Source organism: Sphingomonas sp. (genome assembly GCF_965200105.1).
Classification (GTDB): Bacteria; Pseudomonadota; Alphaproteobacteria; order Sphingomonadales; family Sphingomonadaceae; genus Solisphingomonas.
In genome coordinates, this window is record NZ_CBDATN010000002.1 from 2,128,878 (window position 1) to 2,153,880 (window position 25,003).

Sequence of the window (25,003 nt, forward strand, 5' to 3'; positions counted from 1 at the left end):
CCATCCGCTGATTCGGCGACCGTAGTAGCCGCGGCTGGCAGCACAAGTGGCGGTTGCCCCTTGCAAAAAGCGGGTTTGGCTTACGGTAAGCTGTGCGACGCGCGGCGGTCGCTACCGATCGCGCACTAGCGTCGCGGCGGCACCGTCGCGGACGTCGCCGCGATACTCCGGACCGCCGAGCGCCGCGCGCCGCTCGGGATCAAACGCGTCAGTACCGATCAGCCGCGCCGCCGCGACCGCGGGGCGCTGCGCCATGGCATCGAACCAGCGGCGGACGGCCGGAAACCCGTCGAGCGACTGCGCGTGCATATGGTGGAACCACACCCAGCCCCAAGTCGCCATGTCCGCGATGCCGTACTCCGTTCCCGCCAGCCACTCGCCTGTCGCGAGCCGCCGGTCGAGCACGCCGTAGAGCCGTGTGCACTCCCTGACGTAGCGTTCGACGGCGTAGTCGTTGCCAGACGGAGCGTAGCGCAAGAAATGGTGCGCTTGGCCGGCCATGGGCCCGAGGCCGCCGACTTGCCAGAACAGCCACTCGAACGCGGCCGTTCGGGCGGGGCCGTCCGCGGCCAGGAAACGACCGGTCCGTTCGGCGAGGTGGAGCAGGATAGCGCCCGATTCGAAGATGGTGCGCGGCCCGGTGGTCACGTCGTGATCGACGATGGCAGGCACTCGGTGGTTCGGGCTGATCGCACCGAACGCGGGCGCGAGCTGCTCGCCGCCGGTGATGTCGACCAAGTGGACGCTGTACGGCAGCGCGCACTCCTCCAGCATGATGCCGACCTTCCAGGTGTTCGGCGTCGGATAAGTGTGGAACTCGATCAAGTTCAGAAATCCAGTGGCAGGCCGATGTGATGGCGGTAGATGAAATCCCGGTGCGCGAGCAGCGCGGGATCGAGCGCGGCCGCGACCGCGGGATCGAGCGCACCGTAACCGTCACGTATGGCGTCCGGCATCGGCGCATCGGCCGGTGGCAGCGGTGCGACCATGTTGGAGAAACATGACCAGTAAAGGTCGCAAGCGGTAAGCCGCTCGCCGACGAGATAGGGCGACGAGGAGGCGCGCTGCCGATCGAGCTGGGCGGTCAGCGTCCGGAGGATGTCGGCCATCCTTGCCGGCGCGTTCGCCACCGCCGCGGCGCCGTAGCCGTAGCGCCGGCAAGCTGCGAGGATCGATGCCGGCGTCCCCGGCGGCGGATCCGCCCCGCCGAAGCGGCTGCCGAGCATCAGCAACCGTCGCGCCCACCCGAAGCCGTGCGGCGCGCAGATCTCCGCCGACAGTCCCAGAACGAGCGCCCGGTCGGCCGATCCGTCGGGTAGCAGAGACGGGCCCTCGCCCAGGCGCTCCGCAAGCATGAGCAGGTCGAGCCAGCCCGCGACCGGCGGCTCGTCGTCCAGCACTGCGATCGGCGCGTTGCGATGACCGGTCCAGGCGTGCAGATCATCGTTGTCGCCGAACACCTCCTGTGCCACGGGCTGCACAGCGACGCCGCGTACCGCGAACACGGCCTTGGCCGCCTCTCCCCAGGGTCCGGGAACATGCGCCGAGAGCACGAGACGCAGGCCCGATCGGGCACGCGCCTCCGCCACAGTCAGGTAGTTCATACGGTCCCCAGCTTCCCGCCCGCCCTTATCGGCATCGGCTGCGGAGCGCCATCGGCCTGCACGGATCGGGCAAGCGCTGCTCGCGACAGGCAACAAAGCTCCCTCCCGGCGTCGTTCGCCGCCGTCTAGCAACGATGGCACAATCCATCCGGGACCGCAGTCATGGCCATCGACACCAGTCCGTTGTTCCAGCCGCTCCGGCTCGGCGAGCACATGACGCTCAAGAACCGCATCGTGATGGCGCCGATGACGCGCAACCGTTCGCCCGACGGCGTCCCGGGGCCGGATGTCGCCGCCTATTATCGCCGACGTGCGGAGAACGACGTGGCGCTGATCGTGACGGAGGGCGTCGCGGTCGCGCATCCCTCCGCCGTCGGCGACGCGGGCCTCGCCGAAGTCGCGGTGCCTGAGATGTTCGGGGAAGCCGCGCTCGATGGGTGGCGCCGCGTGGTGGAAGAGGTGCACGGAGCCGGCGGACTGGTGTTCCCGCAGCTGTGGCATCAGGGCGTGATGCGGCGCGAGGGCAGCGGGCGTTATCCGGACGCGCCGTCGATGCGCCCGTCCGGCCTGTGGGGGCCTCCCGGTCGGCGCACCTCGTCCGCCGAGGCCTACCTGGCCGATATGAGCGAGCCGACCCGGCCGATGACGGATGCCGAGATCGCCGACGTCATCGCCGCCTTCGCAAAGAGCGCCGCGGCCGCCAAGTCGGTCGGGTTCGACGGGATCGCGTTGCACGGTGCTCACGGCTACCTGTTCGATACCTTCTTCTGGGCGGAGACGAACCGCCGCGATGACCATTTCGGCGGCGACATCGTCGGCCGGTCGCGCTTCGCCACGGAGGTGGTGCGAGGCATCCGGGAGGCGGTCGGGCCGGAGCTCCCGATCATGTTCCGCTTCTCGCAGTGGAAGCAGCAGGACTTCGATGCGCGCGTCGCGGGCACGCCCGCGGAGCTGGAGCGGTGGCTGGGCGTGCTCGTCGATGCGGGCGTGGATATCCTCGATTCCAGCACGCGGGTGTTCGATGCGCCCGCGTTCGAGGGATCGGACGTCAGCCTCGCCGGCTGGACGCGCAAACTCACCGGCCTGCCGACCATGGCGGTCGGCAGCATCGGACTGGAGAAGGATCTTTACGCACAGATGAGGCCGGACGAGGGCATCTCCGCGAGCAATCTAGATCGCGTCATGGCCCGGTTCGATCGCGGCGAGTTCGATCTGGTCGGCGTCGGGCGCTCGCTGATTGCCGATCCCGCATGGGCGGTCCGCGCGCGCGAGGGCAAACCGTTCGAACCGTACACGCTCGAGGCGCTGGCAACGCTGCAATGATGCGGCGAGCATGAGCTGGGAGAAGTACGAGGCGCTGGGCGCGAAGATGGCCGATCCAGCGATCGGGCCCCGCGTCGCCGAGGACGAGGCGCGTTTCTTCGGTCGCAACTCGATGATGATGTTCCTGGTCGACGAGCGGGGCACGTCGCCGGAGGACCGCACCGCGGGAGCCAAGCGCGCCCCGGCCTGAGCAGGGCGCGTCTGCCGATCCGCTTGGCCGGCGGCCCCGCCGCTGGCCGTCATTGTCGCCTTCCGGCGCCGCCCAAGCGCCCGTGCCAGCTCGGCGCGTTCGCCATGCGAACAGAACCGTCCACCGTGTTGATACCTCGCGACGCGCGGATTATTGATTTATCCGCGTAACAGATAACTCCGTCGAGCGGAGAGAGGAGAGGTATGAACCAGCAGGTGGACTGTTCGGTCGTATCGGAGATCAGGACAGCGGGTGCGACGTTCCAAGTCGCCGATTACCACTGGGATGCGGGAACGGAGATCCTCGAACGAGAGGAGACGATCCTGCTGCGCTGGCGTATGCGGCCCTACCGGATCAAGACCAAGGCGTGGCTCGATCCGGGACAGGAGGCCAGCTTCGGGCAGTTGATGCTCCATCCGGCAGGCGTCGCGACGCACGCCTATGCGGCCGATGAGCAAGAGGACGTCCGGTGCCTCGACTGCCACTTCGACCGCGACTGGATACAGGACGTGACGGGCACGAATTTTGATCGGATCGACGGCCCGCTAACCTCCAGCCTCGACCTGCGCAACGCGGACCTGGATCATTCCATGCGCCGTCTGATGCGCGAGATGGTGGAGCCGGGCTTCGCCAGCGTCGTGCTGGCCGAGTCCCTCGGCTCGTCGATGGCCGTGGACATCGTCCGCCAGTTCGGGATGCAGCGCCGTGCCGACGAAGTTTTAAGCGACGCCAAGGGCGGGCTGTCGCCGGGCCGTTTGCGGCAGATCCGCGACTACATCATATCGTTTCAAGAGGGTTCGCCGACGCTCGCGGGGGTGGCCGCACAGTGCGGCGTCAGCGTCGCCCATCTCCGGCGCATGTACAAGTCGACGACCGGGCACACCTTGCACCAGTTCATCGAGGAGCTGCGCGTGTCCCGCGCCAAGGCGCTGCTACTCGACACCAACCTTCCGCTGAAGGTGATATCGCACAAGCTTGGCTTCTGCCATCCAAGCGCCTTCTCCTTCGCATTCAAGAAGACGGCGGGCGAGTCGCCGCGGGCGTTCCGGCATCGTTGCGCGACGGGTGTGACCTCGGTCGACTGAGCTCCTCGGTTCGCCCGCGCAATACGCACATCGGGTAAGCGCGACGCGTTGCCGCGGGGTGCGCGCGCACCTAGGCCTCTATTGCAACGCTGGTGAGAGATCGGGATGACCGCCGAACTGCGGCTCGACGGCAAGGTGGCGCTGGTGACCGGCGCGGGCCGCGGACTCGGAAGAACCTATGCGCTGCTGCTCGCCGAGCGGGGAGCAAGCGTCGTGGTGAACGACCTCGGTGCCGAGCTCGACGGTGCCGGGCGAGATGGCAGCTTCGCCGCGTCCGTCGTCGCGGAGATCGAGGCGGCAGGCGGGCGGGCGGTCGCGAACGTCGACAGCGTCGCGACCGAGGCGGGTGCCCGGTCCATGGTGGAGCAGGCGCTGGACGGCTTCGGCGGCCTGCACGTCGTCATCAACAACGCAGGCAATTTCACGCCGGCCAAGCCGTTCCTGGACACCAGCAGCGACAGCTTCCTCGGCGTGCTGCAGGTCCACCTGCTCGGCACGGTCAATGTTGCGCGCGCGGCCTGGGACCACCTAGTCCGGCAGGGCTACGGCCGGATCATCAACGTGGGCTCGCACACCGGGTATTTCGGCCATCGCGGCCGCTTCGAATATGCGTCGGCGAAGGGCGCGGTGCACGGCTTCACCATGTCGCTCGCGATGGAGGGGGAGGCACACGGCATCGCCGTCAACCTGCTCGCGCCGGGTGCGGGCACCCGGCCGGTGCGCTCGTGGGACGACCAGGCGATCTTCTCGACCGACGCATTCGCGCCGGAGCTCGCGGCGCCCACCGCGCTGTGGCTCGCGCACGACAGTTGCGACGTGAGCGGCCAGGCGATCGGGATCATAGCCGGCGCCAGCTCACGGATCGTCGTCGCCGAGACGAAGGGGTATCAGAGTCGCTCCCCGACGCCGGAAGCGATCGCGGCGCATCGCGACGCGATCATAGAGCCCGGCGACGTGAGCGGATCGAACCTCGAGCTGCCGACGAGCGCCGTCGCGCGCGGCATGGAGCTGGTGGAGCGCTTCCAGGCCCTCCCGTCCGTCTGATCGGATCGAGCCGGCTGAACGCCCCTCAGCGTGGTGCGGCGATTGGCGCAGTTCATCGTCTCTCCGGCACCCGACAAGCCGAAAAGCGATCAACGGACAGCGCTGCCTAGTTCACTTTGCGAACATTGCGGCGAATGCATGTTGCGGTGGTGAAGCCGGTTGTCCGCGAAGACGGTGCGCGGCGAAGCGAGCGAGGCCACCGATCCAGCGTTACTGCCGCGGTCCGAAGACCGGCCCCGGTCAGAGCCGTTGGCGCTCGCCCGTATCGGCGGCGCGCACCACCGCGGCAAGTAGCTCGTGCCGCCGGACGCCGTGATCGAAATCCGTCGCGCACGGCGTTCCGCCTACGAGCGAACGCGCGAAGTCACGGTACATGTGCGCCACGTCGACCGGCTGGCCGCGCGGCACCGAGGCGGGCACGCGATCGTAGCTCGCCGGCACGGCGAGCGGCGCGAAGGCTTCTCCCAGCGCCGGCGCACCGTAGAGGGCCAGGTTGTACGGGACGCCGGGATGCCGGGCGGCGGGCAGCAGGTCGTCGGCCGTGGTGATCACCAGCGCGCCGCGCGATCCGCTAATCTCCAGGTGGAAAGGCCGGTAGGTCGGCGAATTCTGCTTGAGCGTGGCCGACACGATCGCATGCCCCGCCAATCGCCCCTGCAACACGATCTGGTCCTTGTGGCGCACCGTCGCGCGCTCGCCCGTGGTGAGCCGCAGCTCCTTGAGCCCGATCTCCATATAGGCCTGGATGTCGACGAACTCGCCGACATAGGCGGCGAGCGTGTCCAGGCCGTGACCACCAAGGATGCGGAGACCGGCGTTAGCGCGCTCCAGGAACTCGAGATACTCGGGCGTCACGTCCTTGCGCGCGGTCTGGTCGTTGGCGCGGTTGAAGATGGTCGACCATAGCTCGCCAACGTACCCCTGCGCGACGAGATCGCGGACATAGGCGACCATCGGCGCGTAGCGCGTCTGCAGGCCCACCAGCGTGCGGACTCCGCGTGCGCGGGCGGCGTCGCGCATCTCCACCGCCTGCGCCATAGTCTCGCCGAACGGCCACTCGCAGAACACGTGCTTGCCGGCCGCGATGGCCGGCATGACGAGGGCGTGGTGGTGGATCGAGCTGGTGCTGACGCAGATCAGGTCGATGTCGGACTGGCCGATCATCTCGGCATAGTCGCCATAGGCGCGCAAGATGCCGTGCGCGGCGGCGGCGGCATCGGCGTTGGCCTGGTTCCGCGACGCGACCGCGATCAGTTCCAGCTCGGGCAACGCCTTCAGCGCAGGTACGTGCGCGGTCGACGCCCAGGCCCACGGGTCGGCGCTCGCGCCAACGATTCCGACCCGGATTGGCGCGCCGTTTCCCGTTGCCACCGCGCGATCAGCCAAGGGTATCGTGCGACAGCCGGGTGCCTGGGGCGAAGGTCGCGGGCATGTTCATCCAGCCGTTGATCGTGCCGATCGAGCGATACCGCTGCGCCCGATCGATATCGATGCGGTAGTTCGGCATCCGCGACAGGACCTGCTTGACCATCTCCTCGAACATCACGCGCGCGACGAACGATCCGATGCAACGGTGCGCGCCCGCGCCGAAGCCGATGTGGCGATTGGGAAAGCGCGCCATGTCGATAAAGTCGGGCTGCTCGAAAACCTCGGGATCGCGGTTGCCGGCACCCCACGGCATGTAGATGCGATCACCGGCGGCGATCAGCACGCCACCGACCTCGACATCGCGCGTGCAATTGCGGGCGACCGCGTGCTGGGGAGCGAAGAAGCGCACGAATTCCTCGCGCGCCGTGGGCAGCAACGCGGGATCGCCGATCAGCCGCTGCCGCTCGTCGGGGTTGCGCCACAGATAGACGAGGACGTTGGTGGTGAGCGCCGTGGTGGTGTCCACGCCGCCGGCCAGAATGTTGTTGCAATAGCCGAGAACCTCGTCGTCGGTGAGCGGTCGACCCTCGAACGGCTCGTGTGCGAAGACCGAGAGCAGGTTGTCCTCGGGCGGCAGCTCGCGATAACGGCGGAGTTCGACCAGGCAGCGGTCGAACATCTGCTGGAAACGGGCCGCGACATCTGGGAACTCGGCGGACTCTTTGGGCGTGTAAACGATCTCGTGCAGCGGCTCGGCGAAGTCGCGCCAGTCGGCGAGCGGCAGCCCCATCAGGTCCATAGTGACGATCGCGGGCAGCGGGCCGGTCAGGTCGGCGATGAAGTCGATCTCACCCGTCTCGATCACCTGATCCAAGAGCCGCGACGCGTGGTGCCGCGCAAAGTCGCGCCGCGCCTCCGCCGCCTTCGGTGCGAAACGGCGATTGATAAAGCTTCGATATGCGTCCCAGACGGGTCTGTCGGTCTCGATCGGGTAAGCGGTCGGAAACGGGATGGCGGGAATCAGGACGCCCCCGCTCACCGCGCCTGTCGCGGCGTCGAACGTCTTGGCGCTGGAGAAGGTTTGCGAGTCCTGGGCGATGGCGACGATGTCGTTGTAACGGCTGGGCACGAAATAGCCACCATGAGCGCCGGACCAAGCGATCGGGCACCCGCTTTCCCGGATCGTCCGGTACTGGTCAGTCCACCGTGCCGCATACTCGGCCGACTCGTGGTCGAAGTCGATCGGGTTGGCTTTGGCGCCGATCGGAGCCGCGCCCGCATCGGCGTTCACGCCGTCGCATCCACGACGATGGCCTGTTCCGGGCAGCTGCGTTGCGCCTGATGGACCGCTTCGTCGAGGTCGGGCGATACCTCCTCTGAGGAGACGTAGGCGTGGCCGTCCTCGTCGCTGAGCTGGAAGACTTCCGGAGCGGCGAGGAAGCACATCCCCTGCCCGACGCAGCGTTCGCCGTCGACGCGTACCTTCATGGACCAGCTCTCCCGCACTACACCTCCCGACACTCTGACGACGCCGACGCGGACGACAATCGGCTCCCCTTGTGCAAAGCGAACAAATGACGAGAAATGCGGCGCGCTAGGGTGCTGGCGGCAGGGCCGCTCGCCTCTCGGCAGGAAAAGCGCTTCGCGCGACGCGTGCAGGCGTCGGCACGGCAGTGCACCATCTGGTCCGGCGGCCACGGGAAGCGGACGGACGCGGATCGGGATCATCGGCGGCACGGAGGCGCTGGGTTCGGGACCGGCGATGCGCTGTGCGCGGCCGGCCACAAGGTCGTGACCGGAACGCGCGACCCGGGCCGGGGTACCGCGGTCGCGTCGGCACTCCTCGCGAAGCTTGGCGAGAGGGGGGAGGGCCGCGACGCTGCGGGCCGGCGGCAACGTGGAGGCCGCGGCTTGCGCCGACATGGTCATCGTCGCGGTCCGGTTCGGCAACCAGCGCGAGACGCTCGACGCCGTCCGCGACGCCGTCCAAGGCCAGATCGTGGTGGACACCACCATGTCGCTGGTGCCGCCCAGGGTGATGCGCGTGTAGCTGTCGAAGGGCGGATCGGCTGCACAGATCGCGCAACGCGCGCTGGAAGAGGGCGTTCGCGTCGTCTCCGCCTTCCAGAGCGTGGCTGCGCATCATTTCGCCGCCATGGGCGAGGTTTCTTGCGACACGGTGTGGAGCGATCAGGCCTTCATCGTCGGCAACTACTCCGTCGCCGACATGGCCTGCGCGCCATGGCTGTACGCCCATCAACGGCGCGGACAGCTCGACCTGGACGGATTGCCGCACGTCGCGCGCTGGTATGCCGATGTATGCGAGCGACCAGCTTTCCTGCGCGCGTACGAGATCCTTGCCGGCGGGGCCGGCGGTCCGTACGTCGCGAACCGCTCGATGCTCCATGCGGAAGCGCGACGCATCCTGTTCGGACGCACGCGGTGGAGTAGCGGCGACAGGTCGGCGCAAACCCTGGCCGCGATTGCGGTTCGCGCCTCGTCGATCTGCAGCGCGCAATCATCGTCGCACGGCACCGATCAGATGGATGCCGGTGTGGTCGGGCGCTCCAAGCCGCCCCACCGCTCTCTCCCGACCAGACCGTGTCGGCAGCACGCAACGCGCGGGCTCGCCGTGTCCGAAGCCGGTCGCCGCGATCGCCCGAGCCTTGCCGATGCCGGCTCCGGCCTAGCGTGCATGGCCGGTCATAGATGAGAGGACGATCGTTTTACGACAGCGACGATCATGTCGAGCCGTTCGAGCCTCTTGTCGACGGATCGCCACCGCTGCAAGCCGCTCGCGTCGGAGAAGATCGCAGCCGTTTCGGGACGTGCCGGAACGTAGAGCATGGTCGAGCGAGCGAAGAACGGTGGCGGCGTACAGATGAAGGTAGCTGTTCTGGCTGAGCGTATTGTTGGCGAGCGTCGTGTTGCGGCGGTGCCGGAGACGGTTCGGAAGCTTGTTGGTCTTGGGGCGTCGGTGTCGGTGGAGGCTGGCGCTGGTCTGGGGGCATCGGTTGCGGACGGGGCGTTCGTTTCGGCCGGTGCCGGGGTGGGCGATCGGTTGGCGGTGCTGGCCGGGGCGGAGCTGATTCTTGGCGTTCAGGGTCCGGATCCGGCCTCGCTCGCGGGTGCCCGGCCGGGTGCGTGGCTGGCGGCCGGTCTCAACCCTTTCGGCGCCGGTCCCGAGGGCGGGCGTGCGAAGGTCGACGGCTATGCGGCGGCGGGCATCGAGGCGCTGGCGATGGAGTTCATGCCGCGCATCACGCGCGCGCAGTCGATGGACATTCTCTCCTCGCAGTCGAACCTGGCGGGCTACAAGGCGGTGCTCGACGCGGCGGCCGAATATGGCCGCGCCTTCCCGATGATGATGACGGCGGCGGGCACGATCTCGGCCGCGCGCGTGTTCGTGATGGGCGTGGGCGTCGCGGGCCTGCAGGCGATCGCCACCGCGCGCAGGCTGGGCGCGCAGGTATCGGCCACCGACGTGCGATCGGCCACCAGGGAGCAGATCCAGTCCTTGGACGCCAAGCCGATCTTCGTCGAGAACGTGGCGGGCATCGAGGGCGAGGGATCGGGCGGCTACGCGACCGAGATGAGCCCCGAGTATCAGCGCGCGCAGGCCGAGCTCGTCTCGGGCCACATCGCCAAGCAGGACATCGTGATCACCACCGCGCTGATCCCCGGCCGCGCCGCGCCGCGGCTGATCTCGGACGCGCAGATCGCCTCGATGCGGCCGGGCAGCGTGATCGTCGATCTCGCGGTGGAGAGCGGCGGCAATGTCGAGGGCGCGGTGCCGGGCGAGGTGGTGGAGCGGCACGGTGTGAAGATCGTCGGGCACAGGAACGTGCCGTCGCGGCTGGCGGCGGATGCGTCGGCGCTGTTCGCGCGCAACCTGTTCAACTTCCTCGCCGCCTTCTGGGACAAGGAGCAGGGTCGCCCCGTGCTCGACGCCGAGATCGGCGACGCGATCCGGCTGACCCGAGGCGGCAAGGTGGTGCACCCGAGACTGTTCCAGTAACCGATCTGGTAAAAGTCGTTGACATGAGCGGCGCGCCGGGTTAGCGCGATCCTGCCGGGGAGGGCTGAGCGCCGTGGACTTCATCTCGATCCTGTCGATCTTCGTGATGGCCTGCTTCGTGGGCTATTACGTCGTCTGGTCGGTGACGCCGGCGCTGCACACGCCGTTGATGGCCGTGACCAACGCGATCTCGTCGGTGATCGTCGTCGGCGCGCTGATCGCGGGGGCGGCGCCGGCCTTCGTCGGCGCGGGTGCCGCGTCGGCCACGTCGAAGTGGCTGGGGCTGCTCGCGGTGGTGCTCGCCTCGGTCAACATCTTCGGCGGCTTCGCGGTCACCGAGCGGATGCTCGCCATGTACAAGAAGAAGGAGCGGCCGGCGGCGAAGTGAGCCGCACGCCGGTGCCGACGACGCGTTCGAGGGGGTAGGAATGCACGAAGCAGTCGCGACGCCGGCCTGGGCGATGCTGGCCTACCTGATCTCCGGCATCTGCTTCATCCTGGCGCTGCGCGGGCTGTCGAGCCCGGAGACCAGCCAGAAGGGCAACCGCTACGGCATCTGGGGCATGGGCATAGCGGTGGTGACGACGCTCGTCACCCACGTGCCCGTGCTCGCCACGTTGGCGGTCGTGCAGACGCCGGCCGGCGACTACACCGCGCTCCTCGCGCGCATCGACTGGGTGACGGCGCTGGAGATCCTCGCCGCGATCGGCCTCGGCGCGGCGATCGGCCTCGTCACCGCCAGGCGCATCAAGATGACGGACATGCCGCAGCTCGTCGCGGCGTTCCACAGCCTCGTCGGCCTGGCGGCGGTGCTGGTGGCGGTGGCGGCCTACGCCAACCCGGCGGCGTTCGGCATCCTCGATCTCGTCACCGGCCACATCCACCAGGTCTCGCGCATCGAGATGGGGCTGGGCATCGCGATCGGCGCGATCACCTTCTCGGGCTCGGTCATCGCCTTCCTGAAGCTCAACGGCAACATGGGCGGCAAGCCGATCCTGCTGCCCGCGCGCCACGTCATCAACCTGGGCACGCTGGCGGCGATCCTGCTGCTCATCGCCTATTTCGTCACCGACGACGCGCTGCCGGTGTTCGCGGCGATCACGGTGCTGAGCTTCGCGATCGGCTTCCTGCTGATCGTGCCGATCGGCGGCGCGGACATGCCGGTCGTCGTCTCGATGCTCAACAGCTACTCGGGCTGGGCGGCGGCCGCGATGGGCTTCACGCTGCACAACTCGGCGATGATCATCACCGGCGCGCTGGTCGGCTCGTCGGGCGCGATCCTGTCCTACATCATGTGCCGCGCGATGAACCGAAGCTTCATCAGCGTCATCGCGGGCGGCTTCGGCGCGGTGTCCGACGGGGGCGCCGGCGGTGATGCCAGGGAGCAGCGGCCGTGGAAGCGCGGCTCGGCGGAGGACGCCGCCTTCCTGATGAGCCAGGCCGAGCAGGTCATCATCGTGCCGGGCTACGGCATGGCGGTGGCGCAGGCGCAGCACGCGCTACGCGAGATGGGCGACGTGCTCAAGAAGGAGGGCGTGCGCGTGAAATACGCCATCCACCCCGTCGCGGGACGGATGCCGGGGCACATGAACGTGCTGCTCGCCGAGGCCAACGTGCCCTATGACGAGGTGTTCGAGCTGGAGGACATCAACGGCGAGTTCGCGCAGACCGACGTCGCCTTCGTGATCGGCGCCAATGACGTCACCAACCCCGCCGCCAAGACCGACAAGAGCTCGCCGATCTACGGAATGCCCGTGCTCGACGTCGAAAAGGCCAAGACCGTGCTGTTCGTCAAGCGATCGATGGGCGGCGTGGGCTATGCCGGCGTCGACAACGACGTCTTCTACATGGACAACACCATGATGCTGCTCGCCGACGCCAAGAAGATGGTCGACGATATCGTCAAAGCCATGGGTTGAGGGGCGGGAAGGCGGGCGCCCGCTTCAACGCGGCGCCGGCGGCCTCCATGTAGCCGGGAAGCTGGCTGAGCGCCTACTTACGGCTTTGGGTCTGCCGCTCGAGCAAGCGAGATCCAGATTCTCAAAAGCGAGACCGCCGATGGACCCGGCAATCTTCAAATACTTAGATTGTGAGGACGGGGCCTGATTACTTCTCGTTTTAGGAGTCTTCTTATCAGTCGGTCCTCAAGAATACGACCAAAGATGTAAAGAACAGCAAATCCACCGGCAAATACATAGGCAGAGGTGGGTTTTGGCTTCTTGTCACGTCCAGGCTTGTCTGGGTCCTTCTTGCTGCTGTCGGGTTCCGGGGCGCCCAGCGCCTTGTCGATCGGATTGAGCGGCACGTCCGGCTTCTTAACGTCCGCTTTCTTCGCCGCGCTCTCCGGCTTGGATAGTCTGCCGAGCTCGACGGTGAACTGGGCGATGGCCAGGAACATGAAGGGCATGAGGAAACAGAAAAGTAGCGCTCGGCTGAACAGTCGGTAGCGCAGCACGGGCCCGTTGGGGCCTGACTCAATCCGCAACGTGCCGCGATCGAAAACGGACATCTTGTCCTGCGCGGCTTGGTCCTTCTTGCGGAAAGTCAGCGCGTCGACCGTCCGCTCGTGGCTCGTGCCGGCTACCCGAAACAGGGGCTCAAGCGAGTCGAAGGCCTCCTCGTGCGTTTGTCCTGGCGCGAGCGCCATGCTGCCCGTGACGTGCCAGATCCAGTCGACGTACCGCAGGTTCACCCGATCACCTGTCGCAACGGCAGTCCTACGGGCTCGATGCGGCGGGCCGTAACCGGACGACCCGTGACGGTGTCGGAGCGATGCAAGGATCGCTCAGGCCGGCGAGGCGACTATGTCGGTCGGCAACGCACGATCGCGGTCGCGACTTTGCTTCATCGTCTTCCAGCCTTCGGTGAAGGGATGCGTCATCTGCTCGCCGATCGACATGCGGCGCCCGCTTTCCATCCCCAGCAGCTCGGCCTCTCCGTCGATGCAGGTGCCGAACATGCGGTCGATGAAGATGTAAGACCCGGCATAGTTGCTCCGGCTGGATTCATAATCCTGCGAATGATGCAGGCTGTGGTGCTCGGTGGTGTTGAACAGGAACCGCCACCACCTGGGTGAATCGAAGCGGACATTGATGTGCTGGTAGGTTCCGATCGCCAGGCCGAAGGCCCCTGAAAGGAGGAAGGCGCGCGGCAGGAAGTCGAAGAAGCCGCCGATGCCGAGCCCGATCAGGAACAGCTCCACCGGATTGCCGACCGCGCCCTTGTTGATGTTGAGTTGGGTGATGTAATGATGGACGGAATGCGGCAACCATAGCGGATACCAGTTGTGCATCCCGCGATGCATCCAATACTGCCCGAAATCGAAGATGAACGAGATCAGGAACGCCTGCACGAGCAGCGGCAGGCTCGTGAACCAAGTGAACTTGTCGTATTTGAAGAAGTGCTGGATGCCGGCGATCATTGCATCGCCGCCGATATAGTATTCGACGATGTTGAGCAGCGTGTAGCCCAGGCCCACGTAGAACAGGTCGGTGATCAGCTCCTTCCAGGTCAGCCGCCAGCTCGCGTAGCGCGGGTTCACCCACTCGAGCGCGAGCAGTAGCACCTTGAAGCCGATGCCGATGTAGATGGCGGTCGAAGCCTTGGCGATCGAGTTCGGCGCGTAGTACCAGAAGGCGAGCAGCGCGAAGAGCATCGTGGGCTGGAACCAGGTGAAGACGAAACGCTTCATCGGGCCGCCCTGTACCTTCGGGATGTTCTCCCACCCCACCGTCACGGGCGCTTGCGTGCCGATCACCCGCTTGCCGACGCGGATACCTTCCATCTCGTCCCCGCGAAATCTGTTGTCGCAGCGGCGGTACCGGATCGGAGGCGGAGACGTCATACGTCATCGGACGTAGGACGTGCCCTTCATGTCGCGGGCTTGGGCGGACGCGGGTACAGGATGAAGTCGGTGTGGCGGTCGATCTCCGGCCGCGTTCCCGCGCGGCCGGCGGCCTGCCGGAGCTCGGCGATCGCCGCGGGCGGCAGCGGCAGCGCGTGCTCCGAGGGGTGTGTGGCGGCCTCGAAAGGATAGTCTTTGCCGGGCGTCGTGGTCATCTCGACATGCGCGCCGAGCAGCGCGCGGATCGGGTGGGTAGCAGCGAACGCGGCCAGCCGGTCGGCGCTCGCGCGGAACTCGCCGAAATGGTCGGTCGGCACATAAAGCCGCCCAGGATATAGCATGTCGCCCGAGAACAGCAGCCGCGTGCGCGCGTCGTAGATCATGATATGCGCCGGCTCATGGCCGGGCGTGGGGAGCACGTCGAGCACGCGGCCGCCGAGATCGAGATGTCCGGTGCCGCGCGGCCAGTCCGCCACGCCGAAGAAGGCGGCGACCTGCGCGGGCGCGAGGCCGACGACGTCAGTATCCGGCCGGTCGCGGAACTCGCCGTCTCCGGCGTGGTGATCGCCGTGGCCGTGCGTGTGCGCGACGACGAGGTGGATCGGGTGACCGCCGTGCCTCGCCTGCCAGTCGCCGATCAGCCGGTCGACGGTCGGCCGGATCGCCAGCCCTCCCGCGCCGGTGTCGAGGAGCAGCGCCCGATCCTTGCCGAAGAGCAGGTAGAGGAACGGCGCTTCGAAGTTGGTCCGCACGGACTGGCGGAGGACGATGGTGTCCGGATCGACCCGCTGCACCTGCAACTCGGGTTCGTCCGCCTTCGTGCCGTCAGTCCAGGGTGCGAAGGCGGGGAACGCCGGCGGCGCGGAGCCGGCGGCAAGGCACAAGGCGCCGGCGAGGAGCAGACAGGCGACGCCCGTCCGGCGGCGGAAAGAGCGGTAAGCGAACGGCATGATCGGTCCTGCTCCTCAGGGTGTCGGGAGTTCGTCGGGCGCGCCGCTCGGCCTCCGCTCCAGCGAGTGTCGGTCAGCGCGAGGTAGACGCTGTCGTACCATCGATCACCGACGAGCAAAGTGCGGTCCGCCCTCCCGGTCTCGCGAAAGCCGAGCCGCTCGAGCAGGCGACGCGAAGCGGCGTTGCGCGGATCGACGTCGGCGTCGACTTCGCGCAGGCCGTGAACATCGAAGCCGCGCGCGATCACGGGACACAGCGCCTCCGCCGCGAGGCTGACCCCAACTCTCGCGGCGCAGCTCGATCCCAATCTCTGGGAAGCTATGAGGCCCGGCCTTGCCGATGATCCGTCCGCCTTGTTCCAGCACGTAGTCCTCGCCCTCGGCGGGATCGATATCGATCACGGGCAAGATCCACCGTCGCGTCTTCGCAGGGGCGGCGTGCGCCGGTGTCGACCAGTAGGCTATCACCGCGGGATCGCTCACGATGGCGTGGATCGCCTCGGCATCGCTCGCCCGCGCGCGGCGGAGGAGCAGGCGCTCGGTGCGCAGCACCGGCATCAGGCGATCGCCGGCAATCGGTCCAGCAGCTTGTCGAGCGTGATCGGGTAGTCGCGCACGCGAACGCCGCTGGCATTGTGGACGGCGTTGGCGATCGCCGCGCCGACGCCGCACAGCCCGAGCTCGCCGACGCCCTTGGCCTTCATCGGGTTCGCCTTCTCGTCCGCTTCGTCCAGGAACAGGACGTCCTGGTGGGGGATGTCGGCGTGGACGGGCACCTCGTAGCCGGCCAGATCGTGATTGACGAACAGGCCGAAGCGCCGGTCGACGGCAAGCTCCTCCATGAGCGCCGCGCCGACGCCCATCGTCATCGCGCCGATCACCTGGCTGCGCGCCGCCTTGGGATTGATGATCCGCCCCGCCGCGCACACCGCAAGCATCCGGCGCACGCGCGTAACGCCGGTGCAGGCGTCGACGCCGACCTCGACGAAGTGCGCGCCGAACGTCGAGATCCGGTACTGCTTGTCGAGCGTGCCGAACGCGATCCCGTCCTCCGCGACGAGCTCGCCCGCGGCGGCGGCGTCGCGCAGGCTGGCCGATCTCCCGCCGCTCGACACCCGGCCGCCGGCGAAGTCGGCGGCGGCAGGATCGAAGCCGAGCCGCCGCGCCGCCGCCTCGCGCAGCGCGACGCAGGCGGCGTAGACGCCGGCGGTGGCGTTGGCGGCGCCCCACTGGCCGCCCGATCCCGCCGAAACCGGAAAGGCGGAGCTGCCCAGCCGCACAATCACCGTGTCCGCCGGCGCGCCCATCATCTCGGCGGCGGTCTGCGCGACGATCGTGTAGCTGCCGGTGCCGATGTCGGTCATGTCGGTCTCGACCGTCACGACGCCGTCACGCCCGAGCCTGACGCGCGCGGCCGAGGGCCGGTTGACGTGGTTGCGGAAGGCCGCCGCCACGCCCATGCCGACCAGCCAGCGTCCGTCGCGCACCTGCCCGGGCACGGCGACGCGCCGCGACCAGCCGAAGCGCTCGGCGCCCTCGCGCAGGCAGCGCACGAGCTGGCGCTGCGAGAAGCGGCGGGCGGGCTGTTCCGGATCGACCTGCGTGTCGTTGCGGACGCGGAAGTCGATGGGATCCATGCCCAGCGCCTCGGCCGTCTCATCCATCGCGATTTCGAGCGCCATCAGCCCCGGCGCCTCGCCCGGCGCGCGCATCGCATTGCCCTCGGGCAGATCGAGCACGGCAAGCCGCATCGCCGTCAGCCGGTTGGCGCCCGCGTAGAGCAGCTTGGTCTGGTTGACCGCCGTCTCGGGATCGCCGCCGGGCAGGTCGCCCGATCCGCTCTCGTGCGCGATGGCGGTGATCGTTCCGTCTTGTTGGGCGCCGATGCGGATGCGCTGGCGCGTGGCGGGACGGTGGGTGGCGTTGTTGGCCATGAGTGGCCGCTGCATCGCGATCTTGACCGGCCGCCCCGCCGCCCGCGAGCCCAGCGCCGCCAGCACCGCGTCGGCGCGCAGGAACAGCTTCCCGCCGAAGCCGCCGCCTACATAGGGGGAGAGCAGGCGGATCTTCTCCTTGGGGATGCCGAGCGTCGTCGCGAGATCGCCGCGCCCCCAGTCGATCATCTGGTTGGACGTCCAGAGCGTCAGCCCGTCGCCCTGCCACGCCGCGATCGAGGCGAAGGGCTCCATCATCGCGTGGCTGTGATTGGGGGTGCGGTACTCGGCGTCGATGCGGACGGGTGCGGCGGCGAACGCCCGCTCGAAGTCGCCGACCCGGTCGGCGGCGGGCGCGGCGCTGCCCTCGCCGCTCGATCCGCCGGCGAGCGGCGCCGTCTTCAGCGCCTCGTCGAGATCGAACCGCCCGCCCCTGTCGCGCGCATAGTCGACGCGCACCAGCCCGGCGGCGGCGCGCGCCTGCTCGAAGGTCTCGGCGACGACGACGGCGATCGCCTGGTGATAGTGCTCGATCGCGGGGCCGCCGAGCAGCCTGGCGGTGTTCATCTTGCCCTTGCCAAGCGGGCCGGCGTTCGTCGCCGTGACGATCGCCAGCACGCCGGGTGCGGCGCGGGCCTCCTCCAGCCGCATCGCGACGATGCTGCCCTTCGCGATCGCGGCGCCGACGATGTAGCCATAGGCGGGGTTCGCCACCTCGGCATGATGTTCATAGGCGTAGGGGGCGGTGCCCGTTGTCTTCAACGGGCCGTCGATGCGATCGTGCGCGCGGCCGACGACGCGCATCCGGTCGATCGGGTTGGTGCCGGCGGGCGCGTCGAACTTCATGACGTGGCTCGCCCGATCGCGGCGGCCAGCGCGCGGGTGGCGAGCGGCAGCTTGAAGGCGTTGTCGCGCGTCGGCGTCGCGCCCCGGAAGGCGCAGGCGGTGACGGCGGCGGCGCCCTGCGGCAGCAGCGCGTCCGCCTCCTCGACCCGCCACGGCCGTGGCGCCACGCCGCCGAAGGCGACGCGGCCGCTGCCGTCCGCCTGGATCACCGCCGCCACCGACACGAGTGCGTAGGCGTAGGAGGCGCGGTCTCGTACCTTCTCGTAGACGTGCCGTCCGCCGAGCGGGCGGGGGAGCGTCACCGCCGTGATGAGCTCGCCCGGTTTGAGCACTGTGTCCTGCTCGGGATGATCGCCCCACAGGCGATGGAAGCCAGCGATCGGGATGGTCCTGCATCCGCCGTCCGCATTGACCGTCTCGATCGTGGCGTCGAGCACGCGCATCGCGACGGCCATGTCGCCGGGGAAGGTCGCGATGCAGGCGTCGGAGACACCGATCACCCCAAGCTGGCGCGACAAGCCGCCGATCGCGGCGCAGCCCGAACCCGGCCTGCGCTTGTTGCAGGCCATGTTGGTGTCGTAGAAATAAGGGCAGCGCGTGCGCTGGAGCAGATTGCCCGCAGTCGTCGCCTTGTTGCGCAATTGGCCGCTGGCACCCGCCACGATCGCGCGGGTGAGCACGGGGTAGTCGCGGCGCACCCGCATGTCGGAGGCGAGATCGCTGTTGGTGACGAGTGCGCCGATGCGCAGGCCGCCCTCCCGCGTTGCCTCGATGCTGTCGAGGCCGATGTCCTGCACGTCGACGAGATGCGCCGGAGCCTCGATCTCCAGCTTCATGAGGTCGAGCAGGTTGGTGCCGCCCGCCAAAAACTTGACGCCCGGCCGCGCGGCGGCGGCGCGCGCGGCGGCGACGGGATCGCGCGCGCGCTCGTAGGTGAACGCCCTCACGACGGCACCCCTGCCACCTCGGAGATGGCGTCCGCGATGTTGGAGTAGGCGCCGCAGCGGCAGATGTTGCCGCTCATCCGCTCGCGTAGCTCGGCGTTGCTCGGGCGGGGAGGGGCGACGACGTCGGCCTGCACGTGGCTCGGTACGCCGCGCGCGATCTCGTCGAGCACCGCCACCGCCGAACAGATCTGGCCGGGCGTGCAGTAGCCGCACTGAAAACCGTCGTGCTTCACGAACGCCGCCTGCATCGGGTGGAGGCGCTCGGGCGTGCCCAGTCCCTCGATCGTGGTGATCCTGTCGCCCTCGTGCTGGACGGCGAGGCTGAGGCACGAGTTAATGCGCCTGCCCTCCACCAGCACGGTGCACGCGCCGCACTGGCCGTGATCGCAGCCCTTCTTGGTACCGGTGAGGTGGAGATGCTCGCGCAACGCGTCGAGCAGCGTGGTGCGCGTGTCCATCATGAGCTCGCGACGCTCGCCGTTGACTTCGAGGCGCACCGGCATCTGCGGCGGCCTGGCCGCCGCCGCGCCGCCGCCGGGCGGATCGGCCGGAATGGCGGCGACGGCGGTGGTCGCGGCGCCGCCGATCAGCACGCCCCTTCGGGTGACGGTCACGATCCGGATCTCCGCCTGTCGCCGGCGGCAGCGCGATCGGCTTGCATCGAACCCTCGCCCGCGAGCCACCGCTGGGGCGCACTCAGGCCACGCGAGTGATCGGGATGGTCGAGCGTCGAGAGCAGCAGCTTCATGTTACGGCCGTGCAGGCCCAGCCGTCGGACATCCGCCTCGATCGATGGCGCCGCCGCCGCCGTCGCGCCGTCGATCAGGATCGCGTCTGCGAGTTTGGCGAACAGGAGCACGACGTTTTCCGCAGGCGCCGACTTCGTACATATCGCCGAACATGCGGATTCGGTACACCCGTTTTTGCCCGCGCACTGCGACCGAAGCTCGGTCACGCTCGACCCAGGCGCTCCCGGGGCAGCAGGGAGGGGCGCGTCGGCCTGCGCAGCCGTCGCGCTCAGCGCGAGACCAGCAGCCGCGAGCGCCGCGCGCGGGAGAGCCTTCATCTCGCTGGACTCCACCCGCGCGCGGGGCGCGTCAATAGTGATAGCGGAGCTCGACGCCGACGCGCCGCGGCGTCAGCACCGTCTGCGCGTAGTAGCGTTCGACCACGCCCTCCCCCGCCACCGAGCCGAAGGCGTCGCGGACGCGGTTGAGCGAGCTGCGGTCGTTGCCGATGGAGGTGATCGCGTACTTGTCGAGGATGTTATCGGCGAACACGCCGACATCGAAGGCGTCCGTCCGGTAGGTGAGCGAAGCGCGGTGGGTGACGTAGCTCGGAATGCGGGTGCCGAACCCGCGCAGGCCGACGCGCGAGTAGACGCTGCCCGTGTACGTGGTCGCCCAGTTCGCCTCGATCGCGCGGCCCTCGCCCAACGGATGGGTGTAGGTCGCCTGGATACTGCCCGAGTTCTTGGTGGAGCCGGGCAGACGATCGCCGGGCTCGCCGTCGAACAGGTTGCTGTCGTAGCCGGGGCCCGGATCCTGCACCACCACCAGCGCGGGGGCGCGCTGCGTCAGGTGCGCGTCGACGTAGGAATAGGTGCCCTGGACCACGAGCTGGGGCGTGATCTTGACGGTGCCGGTGAACTCCAGGCCCTGCGAGACCGCCTTGTTGCCGTTCTTGGTGATGCCGATCGCGCCGTTGATCGTCGTGCTCGGCACCTGAATGCCGCTCCAGTTGACGTGGAAGCCTGCGAGCGTGAGCTGCACACGCTTCTGGAACAGGGCGGCGCGTACGCCGATCTCGGCATTGCGCGTCTTGTCCGGACCGAAGGAGAGCTCGTCAGGCAATGCGCAGAGAGCCTGGCCGCCCGCCGCGATCGTGGCGAGCTGGTCGTCGGTGCAGCCGGGCACGCGGTTGACGCCGCCGACACGATAGCCGGTGCTGTAGGTGCCGTAGGCGAGCAGGTTCTCGCTGAACTTGAAGGAGGTGTTCGCCTTCCACACGACGCCGTCCGAGCCGGTCGTGCCGGTCCGGACGCGGTTCGGGGCGAAGTTGCTCGTGAAGTCCGGGTCGAGCGGGTAAGGCACGCGCGTGGTGAGCAGCGGCAGGTCGGACCCGCCGGTCGCGACGACGTCGTACTTGTAGTAGCGGATGCCGCCCGTAACCTGCCATGCCTTGGTGACGTGCAGGGTCGCCTCGCCATAGACCGCCTTCTCGACGTTCTTCTGGTTCACGAACGAGATATATTCCAAGTCGTCGGGGCGTTCGATCCCGGCGAAGGCGGCAAAGCCCGGCACATGTTCCTGCCGGTTCGATTTGAAGCGGAGCCGGTTGTAGAAGCCGCCGAGCACCCAGTTGATCGGCCCCCCGTGCGTGGAGACGAGGCGGATCTCCTGGTTGAACTGCTTGTAGCGCTGCTGGTTATCCGCGAAGGACGAGAACTCCGGGAACGCTTCGTAGCCATAGTTGAGATCGAGCAGCAGGTCGGTGTTGTCGTCGGTGTTGCGGTTGTCCTGCTCGGTATAGGCGGTGGTGCTGGTAAACTGCGCGATGTCGAACAGGTTGACGTTGAGCTCGGCCGCGTAGAGGTCCGCCTTGCGCTTGAACGGCTCCTCGTAGCGGAACGGGGCCTCGTAGCGGTCGGTGCCGAGCACGCCCGCGATGTTTGCCTGTCGCCCGTCCGTCTTCGTCGTCTGGTGTGCGTAGGTGAGATAGAGCTTCAGATCGGGGTTATACTCCAGCAGCAGCTGGTTGCGCGTCGTGAAGGTGCGCTCGTAGTTCAGATCCTTCTTCGCGCGGAAGTTCGCGGCATAGTCCGCCGGCGTGCCGAACGACGCCTGGTTCGCGTCGGTGCTGCGCACCGGCTGCGGATTGGAGACGCCGGGCTGCTGGAGGATGTAGTTGTCGTCGATGAATCCGGCATTGTGGTAGTAGCCGGTGGCCGTGCGGAAGGCGACGTGATCGGCCACGATCGGCACGTTGACCGCGACATCACCGACACCGCCGAAATCGTCGCTGTGCGACTCCGCATAGCCGCGGGCGTGGACGTCGATCGAGAAGCGGTCCGTCGTCGGCCGGTTGGGGATGTAGCGCACCGCGCCGGCCAGCGTGCCGAGGCCGTAGAGCGTGCCCTGCGGCCCTTCGAGAACCTCGACGCGCGCGATGTCGATCAGCTTGAAGTCGAGGTAGAGCGGAACCTCGCCCAGGTAGACGCCGACCGTGTTGTTGGTGTTGTCGCCGGCGCTGGAGGTGTCTCCCGAGTTGATGCCACGCAGCACGATGTTGCCCGTCCCGGTCGGGCCGGTATCAAGCACGGTGAGGCCGGGGGTGAAGGCGGCGAGCCCGCGCACGTCGTCGATACGCTGCCTGTCGATCGTGTCCGTCGTGACGGCGCTGATGTTGATCGGCGTGTCCTGCAAAGTCGTCTTGCGGCGGCTGCCCGTCACGACGATCTCGTTGCTGCCGGCCGCCGCCGCGTCCTCCGTCGGCGTCGATGCGGACGCGTCGGCCGGGGGCGCCGTCTGGGCGGCCGCCATGGTGGCCGCGATCCCGGACAGGATGGTCGCGCCCAGCAGCGCCGCGCGAGAAAAGGTTCCTACCACTCCGAGCCCCCCGTTAGATCGAACAAGCACCTCACCTTCAGGTCCGCCCCCGTGATCGCCGCGTCTCTGCGGACGCGTTCCTCGGGTATTACGATTTGGTGAATTCGTGTTCGTCGCCATGAGGCGTTTGACGTAGCGGGAGGTAACGGCGTCGGGGCGATCGCGCCGACGGCGGTGCGGCGGTGCGGCGGTGCGGCGGTGCGGCTGGGCTACGGGCGCTCGGCCGGGGTCGTGCTCCACCACGTCAGCGTGTGGAGATCGTGCGCGGTCGTCCACAGGCCGCTGCCGGCGTAACGCAACGCGCCGCTGCCGGACGGCTTGCCCACGCGCGCGACGATCCGCAGCGATTGGGGGTCGATCACCACGAACGTCTGGTCGGCGGTGGTGCGGAGCCACACTGCGCCGCCGGCGGCGTCGATGTCGCCGTAGAGGAGATCGCGGCCCACCTTGACGCGGCCCGACACCGCGCCCGTAGCCGCATCGACGCGAGCGACCGTGCCGTCACCCTGTTCCTGCACCCACACGGCGTCCTCGCCCGCCGCGAGGAAGCCGGGCTGCCTACCCAGCGCGATCCTTTTAACGACGGCGTTCGTCGCGGGGTCGATCTTCTGAAGCGAGCGGCTCGCGCTGCTGACCGCCCACAGCGAGCCGAAGCCGAAGGCGAGGTAGTAGCTGCCGGCATCGACCGCTACGGTGGCGACGACGCGGTTCGTGGCGGGATCGACCTTCGCGATCCGGCCGGCGTCGTCGCTCGCCACCCAGACCGATTCCGGGCTGGCGACAACGTTGAGCTCGCCCTTCGGATTGGCAATGCCCGTGGCCACACGCGCGACGATCCGCGCGGTCCGCGGATCGATCCGCACGAGCGTGCCCTCCTGGCAGTCGGCCACCCACAGGGCGCCGAACCCAAGCGCCATCGCGCCGCAGGGATGCGACATCGGAACCGTGGCAACGAGGCCACGCCGTGACCAGCGCTCAACGCGACCCTTGTTGGTCGCCCACACGGTGTCGCCGTCGACCGCGAGGAAGTCCGCGAAGCCGGGCACGACGAGCGTCTGCTCCTCGCGTGCGGCCGAAACGGGGAAGGCCGCGGCGTCCCTGGCGATCAGCAGGACCAACGACGCCAGGAGCCGGTGCACGAGGCTCGAGCGACGGCCAGCGTATCTGCCGCTCCTCCCGTCACGTTCGCCGACTGCCCTCATGGTCGGGGTCAGGCCCGCGCCATCGCCCGCTCGACGGCGGGCGAGGGACGGCCCGCGACCGCTCCGGCAGGCAGCGCGGCGAGCACCGCCTCGACATGCTCGCGCCGCGTCTTGATCCGGGCGATCGCGGGGTGGAACGGGAAGAGCATCTGCTCGACGATGCCCAGCCGCCGCCGTTCGTCTTGCCCTACGGCTTCCGCCTCGCCGTCGCGATAGGTGCCGAAAACGCGGTCGAGCAGGATCAGCGAGTTGCCGTAGTTGCAGCGCGTCTCGTCGTAGCCGACCGAGTGGTGAAGGCTGTGGTTGCGGATCGTGGTGAAGATATAGGCGTACCAGGCCGGCGGATCGAACCGCGTGTTGGCATGTGCGAAGGTCGACACGATGCCGAGGATCGAGAAGGCGCAGAACAGCGCTGGCACCGGCAGATCGAACAGCGCGACAACGCTGAGGCTGATGAGGAACAGCTCGATCGGGTTGCCGACCGCACCCTTCGCGGCGTTCAGCTGCGTGAGGTGGTGGTGCGGCGCGTGCGTCGACCAGAACAGCGACTGGTTGTGCATCAGCCGGTGCATCCAGTATTGCCCGACTTCGACCAGGAAGACGACCAGCGCGACCTGCGCCACGAAGGGCGCGTGCATCGCCCAGGGCGTTGCGATGCCGAGCGCGTGCTTCGCCGCCTTCAGCGGATCCTCGGCGAGCGTCGTCGTCAACCACGAGATCACGGTCGAGCTCAGCACGACGTAGAAGAGGTCAGTTAGGAACTCGCGCGCGTTCATCCGCCAGCTCGCGTGCCGTTCGTTGGCGAGTTCAAGCCATAGGATGAAGAGCGTAGTCAGCGCGGACGTGACCACGATCGTCCATGGGTTGGTTGTCAGCGCCGTCGGCGCCAGCGACCAGAACAGCAGGGCGCCGAGCACCATCGCGGGCTGGAGGCAGCTCGCGACGACGTGTCGCAGGGTGCGTCCGGCCAGCGGCTCTCTCCGTACGTCGGCGCTCAGGTGCGGCTGCGCGCAGGAGACTTCGGCGGAACCCGCTCGGCT

General features: G+C 68.3%; 24 protein-coding genes and 2 pseudogenes. 9 read left to right on the forward strand and 17 right to left on the reverse strand.

Features of this window, described 5'->3' with window-relative positions; all coding sequences use genetic code 11:
* Positions 1-111: 111 nt before the first annotated feature.
* Together ACOFKX_RS11920 and ACOFKX_RS11925 are read right to left on the reverse strand one after the other, a co-directional pair.
* Complete coding sequence (locus ACOFKX_RS11920) at positions 112-825, reverse strand: glutathione S-transferase family protein (protein ID WP_419827185.1); 714 nt, start codon at positions 823-825, stop codon at positions 112-114.
* Positions 826-827: 2 nt separating this feature from the next.
* Complete coding sequence (locus ACOFKX_RS11925) at positions 828-1,604, reverse strand: hypothetical protein (RefSeq protein ID WP_419827186.1); 777 nt, start codon at positions 1,602-1,604, stop codon at positions 828-830.
* A 162-nt stretch (positions 1,605-1,766) separates the two neighbouring features.
* On the opposite strand from ACOFKX_RS11925, the gene ACOFKX_RS11930 reads away from it, so the two are divergent.
* The 4 genes from ACOFKX_RS11930 to ACOFKX_RS11945 all read left to right on the forward strand — a co-directional run bounded on the left by ACOFKX_RS11930 (position 1,767) and on the right by ACOFKX_RS11945 (position 5,246).
* Positions 1,767-2,927, forward strand: coding sequence for an NADH:flavin oxidoreductase (locus tag ACOFKX_RS11930; protein WP_419827187.1), 1,161 nt, complete (start codon positions 1,767-1,769; stop codon positions 2,925-2,927).
* Between the two features lie 10 nt (positions 2,928-2,937).
* The gene (locus ACOFKX_RS11935) at positions 2,938-3,117 is read left to right on the forward strand and encodes a hypothetical protein (protein WP_419827188.1); all 180 of its coding nucleotides are present in this window, start codon (positions 2,938-2,940) and stop codon (positions 3,115-3,117) included.
* Between the two features lie 203 nt (positions 3,118-3,320).
* Positions 3,321-4,202, forward strand: a complete 882-nt coding sequence (locus ACOFKX_RS11940) for a helix-turn-helix transcriptional regulator (RefSeq protein WP_419827189.1) — start codon at positions 3,321-3,323, stop codon at positions 4,200-4,202.
* A 105-nt stretch (positions 4,203-4,307) separates the two neighbouring features.
* Positions 4,308-5,246 carry an SDR family NAD(P)-dependent oxidoreductase gene (locus ACOFKX_RS11945; protein ID WP_419827190.1) on the forward strand — a complete coding sequence of 313 codons (939 nt, stop codon included), beginning with the start codon at positions 4,308-4,310 and terminating at the stop codon, positions 5,244-5,246.
* A gap of 240 nt (positions 5,247-5,486) precedes the next feature.
* Here the strand turns inward: ACOFKX_RS11945 and ACOFKX_RS11950 are convergent, their stop codons facing one another.
* From ACOFKX_RS11950 to ACOFKX_RS11960, 3 genes are read right to left on the reverse strand one after another with little or no spacing between them, the layout of a single operon-like run.
* Positions 5,487-6,632, reverse strand: coding sequence for a Gfo/Idh/MocA family protein (locus tag ACOFKX_RS11950; RefSeq protein ID WP_419827191.1), 1,146 nt, complete (start codon positions 6,630-6,632; stop codon positions 5,487-5,489).
* Positions 6,625-7,905 carry a cytochrome P450 gene (locus ACOFKX_RS11955; protein WP_419827192.1) on the reverse strand — a complete coding sequence of 427 codons (1,281 nt, stop codon included), beginning with the start codon at positions 7,903-7,905 and terminating at the stop codon, positions 6,625-6,627. The genes ACOFKX_RS11950 and ACOFKX_RS11955 overlap by 8 nt, the downstream gene beginning before the upstream one ends.
* A complete protein-coding gene (locus tag ACOFKX_RS11960) occupies positions 7,902-8,543 on the reverse strand; it encodes a ferredoxin (protein WP_419827193.1) in 642 nt (213 codons plus the stop codon). Before ACOFKX_RS11960 ends, ACOFKX_RS11955 begins: the two co-directional genes overlap by 4 nt.
* Here ACOFKX_RS11960 and ACOFKX_RS11965 point away from each other — a divergent pair.
* The 5 genes from ACOFKX_RS11965 (at position 8,536) to ACOFKX_RS11985 (ending at position 12,551) form a co-directional block, all read left to right on the forward strand.
* Entirely contained in the window at positions 8,536-8,664 is a 129-nt protein-coding gene (locus ACOFKX_RS11965; protein WP_419827194.1) for a hypothetical protein, read from the forward strand. The genes ACOFKX_RS11960 and ACOFKX_RS11965 overlap by 8 nt on opposite strands.
* A gap of 81 nt (positions 8,665-8,745) precedes the next feature.
* On the forward strand, positions 8,746-9,327 hold the full coding sequence (locus ACOFKX_RS11970; protein ID WP_419827195.1) for a glutathione binding-like protein: 582 nt from the start codon (positions 8,746-8,748) through the stop codon (positions 9,325-9,327).
* Positions 9,328-9,495: 168 nt separating this feature from the next.
* Entirely contained in the window at positions 9,496-10,632 is a 1,137-nt protein-coding gene (locus tag ACOFKX_RS11975; RefSeq protein ID WP_419827196.1) for an NAD(P) transhydrogenase subunit alpha, read from the forward strand.
* Positions 10,633-10,705: 73 nt separating this feature from the next.
* Positions 10,706-11,020, forward strand: coding sequence for an NAD(P) transhydrogenase subunit alpha (locus ACOFKX_RS11980; protein WP_419827197.1), 315 nt, complete (start codon positions 10,706-10,708; stop codon positions 11,018-11,020).
* A 40-nt stretch (positions 11,021-11,060) separates the two neighbouring features.
* Complete coding sequence (locus ACOFKX_RS11985; protein WP_419827198.1) at positions 11,061-12,551, forward strand: NAD(P)(+) transhydrogenase (Re/Si-specific) subunit beta; 1,491 nt, start codon at positions 11,061-11,063, stop codon at positions 12,549-12,551.
* Between the two features lie 155 nt (positions 12,552-12,706).
* Here ACOFKX_RS11985 and ACOFKX_RS11990 read toward each other — a convergent pair whose 3' ends face one another.
* From ACOFKX_RS11990 to ACOFKX_RS12045, 12 genes and pseudogenes are all read right to left on the reverse strand, one after another.
* Entirely contained in the window at positions 12,707-13,324 is a 618-nt protein-coding gene (locus ACOFKX_RS11990; protein ID WP_419827199.1) for a hypothetical protein, read from the reverse strand.
* Positions 13,325-13,417: 93 nt separating this feature from the next.
* A complete protein-coding gene (locus ACOFKX_RS11995) occupies positions 13,418-14,416 on the reverse strand; it encodes a sterol desaturase family protein (protein WP_419827200.1) in 999 nt (332 codons plus the stop codon).
* An 86-nt stretch (positions 14,417-14,502) separates the two neighbouring features.
* Positions 14,503-15,426: an MBL fold metallo-hydrolase gene (locus ACOFKX_RS12000; protein WP_419827201.1), complete on the reverse strand. Its 924-nt coding sequence runs from the start codon at positions 15,424-15,426 to the stop codon at positions 14,503-14,505.
* 203 nt (positions 15,427-15,629) lie between these two features.
* Positions 15,630-15,674: pseudogene (locus tag ACOFKX_RS12005) on the reverse strand (hypothetical protein); the annotation flags it as partial.
* A gap of 85 nt (positions 15,675-15,759) precedes the next feature.
* Positions 15,760-15,984 (reverse strand): annotated as a pseudogene (locus tag ACOFKX_RS12010) (GNAT family N-acetyltransferase); the annotation flags it as partial.
* Complete coding sequence (gene paoC, locus ACOFKX_RS12015; protein ID WP_419827202.1) at positions 15,984-18,206, reverse strand: aldehyde oxidoreductase molybdenum-binding subunit PaoC; 2,223 nt, start codon at positions 18,204-18,206, stop codon at positions 15,984-15,986. The pseudogene ACOFKX_RS12010 and the gene paoC, both read right to left, overlap by 1 nt.
* A complete protein-coding gene (locus ACOFKX_RS12020) occupies positions 18,203-19,153 on the reverse strand; it encodes an FAD binding domain-containing protein (protein WP_419827203.1) in 951 nt (316 codons plus the stop codon). The genes paoC and ACOFKX_RS12020 overlap by 4 nt, the downstream gene beginning before the upstream one ends.
* Entirely contained in the window at positions 19,150-19,767 is a 618-nt protein-coding gene (gene paoA, locus ACOFKX_RS12025) for an aldehyde dehydrogenase iron-sulfur subunit PaoA (protein WP_419827204.1), read from the reverse strand. Before paoA ends, ACOFKX_RS12020 begins: the two co-directional genes overlap by 4 nt.
* On the reverse strand, positions 19,764-20,012 hold the full coding sequence (locus tag ACOFKX_RS12030; RefSeq protein ID WP_419827205.1) for a hypothetical protein: 249 nt from the start codon (positions 20,010-20,012) through the stop codon (positions 19,764-19,766). Before ACOFKX_RS12030 ends, paoA begins: the two co-directional genes overlap by 4 nt.
* Positions 20,013-20,250: 238 nt before the next feature.
* A complete protein-coding gene (locus ACOFKX_RS12035; RefSeq protein WP_419827206.1) occupies positions 20,251-22,761 on the reverse strand; it encodes a TonB-dependent receptor in 2,511 nt (836 codons plus the stop codon).
* Positions 22,762-22,970: 209 nt separating this feature from the next.
* Entirely contained in the window at positions 22,971-23,900 is a 930-nt protein-coding gene (locus ACOFKX_RS12040; protein WP_419827207.1) for a YncE family protein, read from the reverse strand.
* A gap of 71 nt (positions 23,901-23,971) precedes the next feature.
* The gene (locus ACOFKX_RS12045) at positions 23,972-24,883 is read right to left on the reverse strand and encodes a sterol desaturase family protein (protein ID WP_419827422.1); all 912 of its coding nucleotides are present in this window, start codon (positions 24,881-24,883) and stop codon (positions 23,972-23,974) included.
* Positions 24,884-25,003 lie beyond the last annotated feature (120 nt).

What these genes read in the sequence shown, in the direction of transcription:
- ACOFKX_RS12045 (WP_419827422.1), bottom strand. Translation starts at nt 24,883, where the DNA reads ATGGTGCTCGGCGCCCTGCTGTTCTGGTCGCTGGCGCCGACGGCGCTG.
- ACOFKX_RS11965 (WP_419827194.1), top strand. Translation starts at nt 8,536, where the DNA reads ATGGTCATCGTCGCGGTCCGGTTCGGCAACCAGCGCGAGACGCTCGAC.
- ACOFKX_RS11925 (WP_419827186.1), bottom strand. Translation starts at nt 1,604, where the DNA reads ATGAACTACCTGACTGTGGCGGAGGCGCGTGCCCGATCGGGCCTGCGT.
- ACOFKX_RS11960 (WP_419827193.1), bottom strand. Translation starts at nt 8,543, where the DNA reads ATGACCATGTCGGCGCAAGCCGCGGCCTCCACGTTGCCGCCGGCCCGC.
- ACOFKX_RS11985 (WP_419827198.1), top strand. Translation starts at nt 11,061, where the DNA reads ATGCACGAAGCAGTCGCGACGCCGGCCTGGGCGATGCTGGCCTACCTG.
- ACOFKX_RS11940 (WP_419827189.1), top strand. Translation starts at nt 3,321, where the DNA reads ATGAACCAGCAGGTGGACTGTTCGGTCGTATCGGAGATCAGGACAGCG.
- ACOFKX_RS12000 (WP_419827201.1), bottom strand. Translation starts at nt 15,426, where the DNA reads ATGCCGTTCGCTTACCGCTCTTTCCGCCGCCGGACGGGCGTCGCCTGT.
- paoC (WP_419827202.1), bottom strand. Translation starts at nt 18,206, where the DNA reads ATGAAGTTCGACGCGCCCGCCGGCACCAACCCGATCGACCGGATGCGC.
- ACOFKX_RS11930 (WP_419827187.1), top strand. Translation starts at nt 1,767, where the DNA reads ATGGCCATCGACACCAGTCCGTTGTTCCAGCCGCTCCGGCTCGGCGAG.
- ACOFKX_RS11995 (WP_419827200.1), bottom strand. Translation starts at nt 14,416, where the DNA reads ATGGAAGGTATCCGCGTCGGCAAGCGGGTGATCGGCACGCAAGCGCCC.
- ACOFKX_RS11975 (WP_419827196.1), top strand. Translation starts at nt 9,496, where the DNA reads ATGAAGGTAGCTGTTCTGGCTGAGCGTATTGTTGGCGAGCGTCGTGTT.
- ACOFKX_RS11935 (WP_419827188.1), top strand. Translation starts at nt 2,938, where the DNA reads ATGAGCTGGGAGAAGTACGAGGCGCTGGGCGCGAAGATGGCCGATCCA.
- ACOFKX_RS11945 (WP_419827190.1), top strand. Translation starts at nt 4,308, where the DNA reads ATGACCGCCGAACTGCGGCTCGACGGCAAGGTGGCGCTGGTGACCGGC.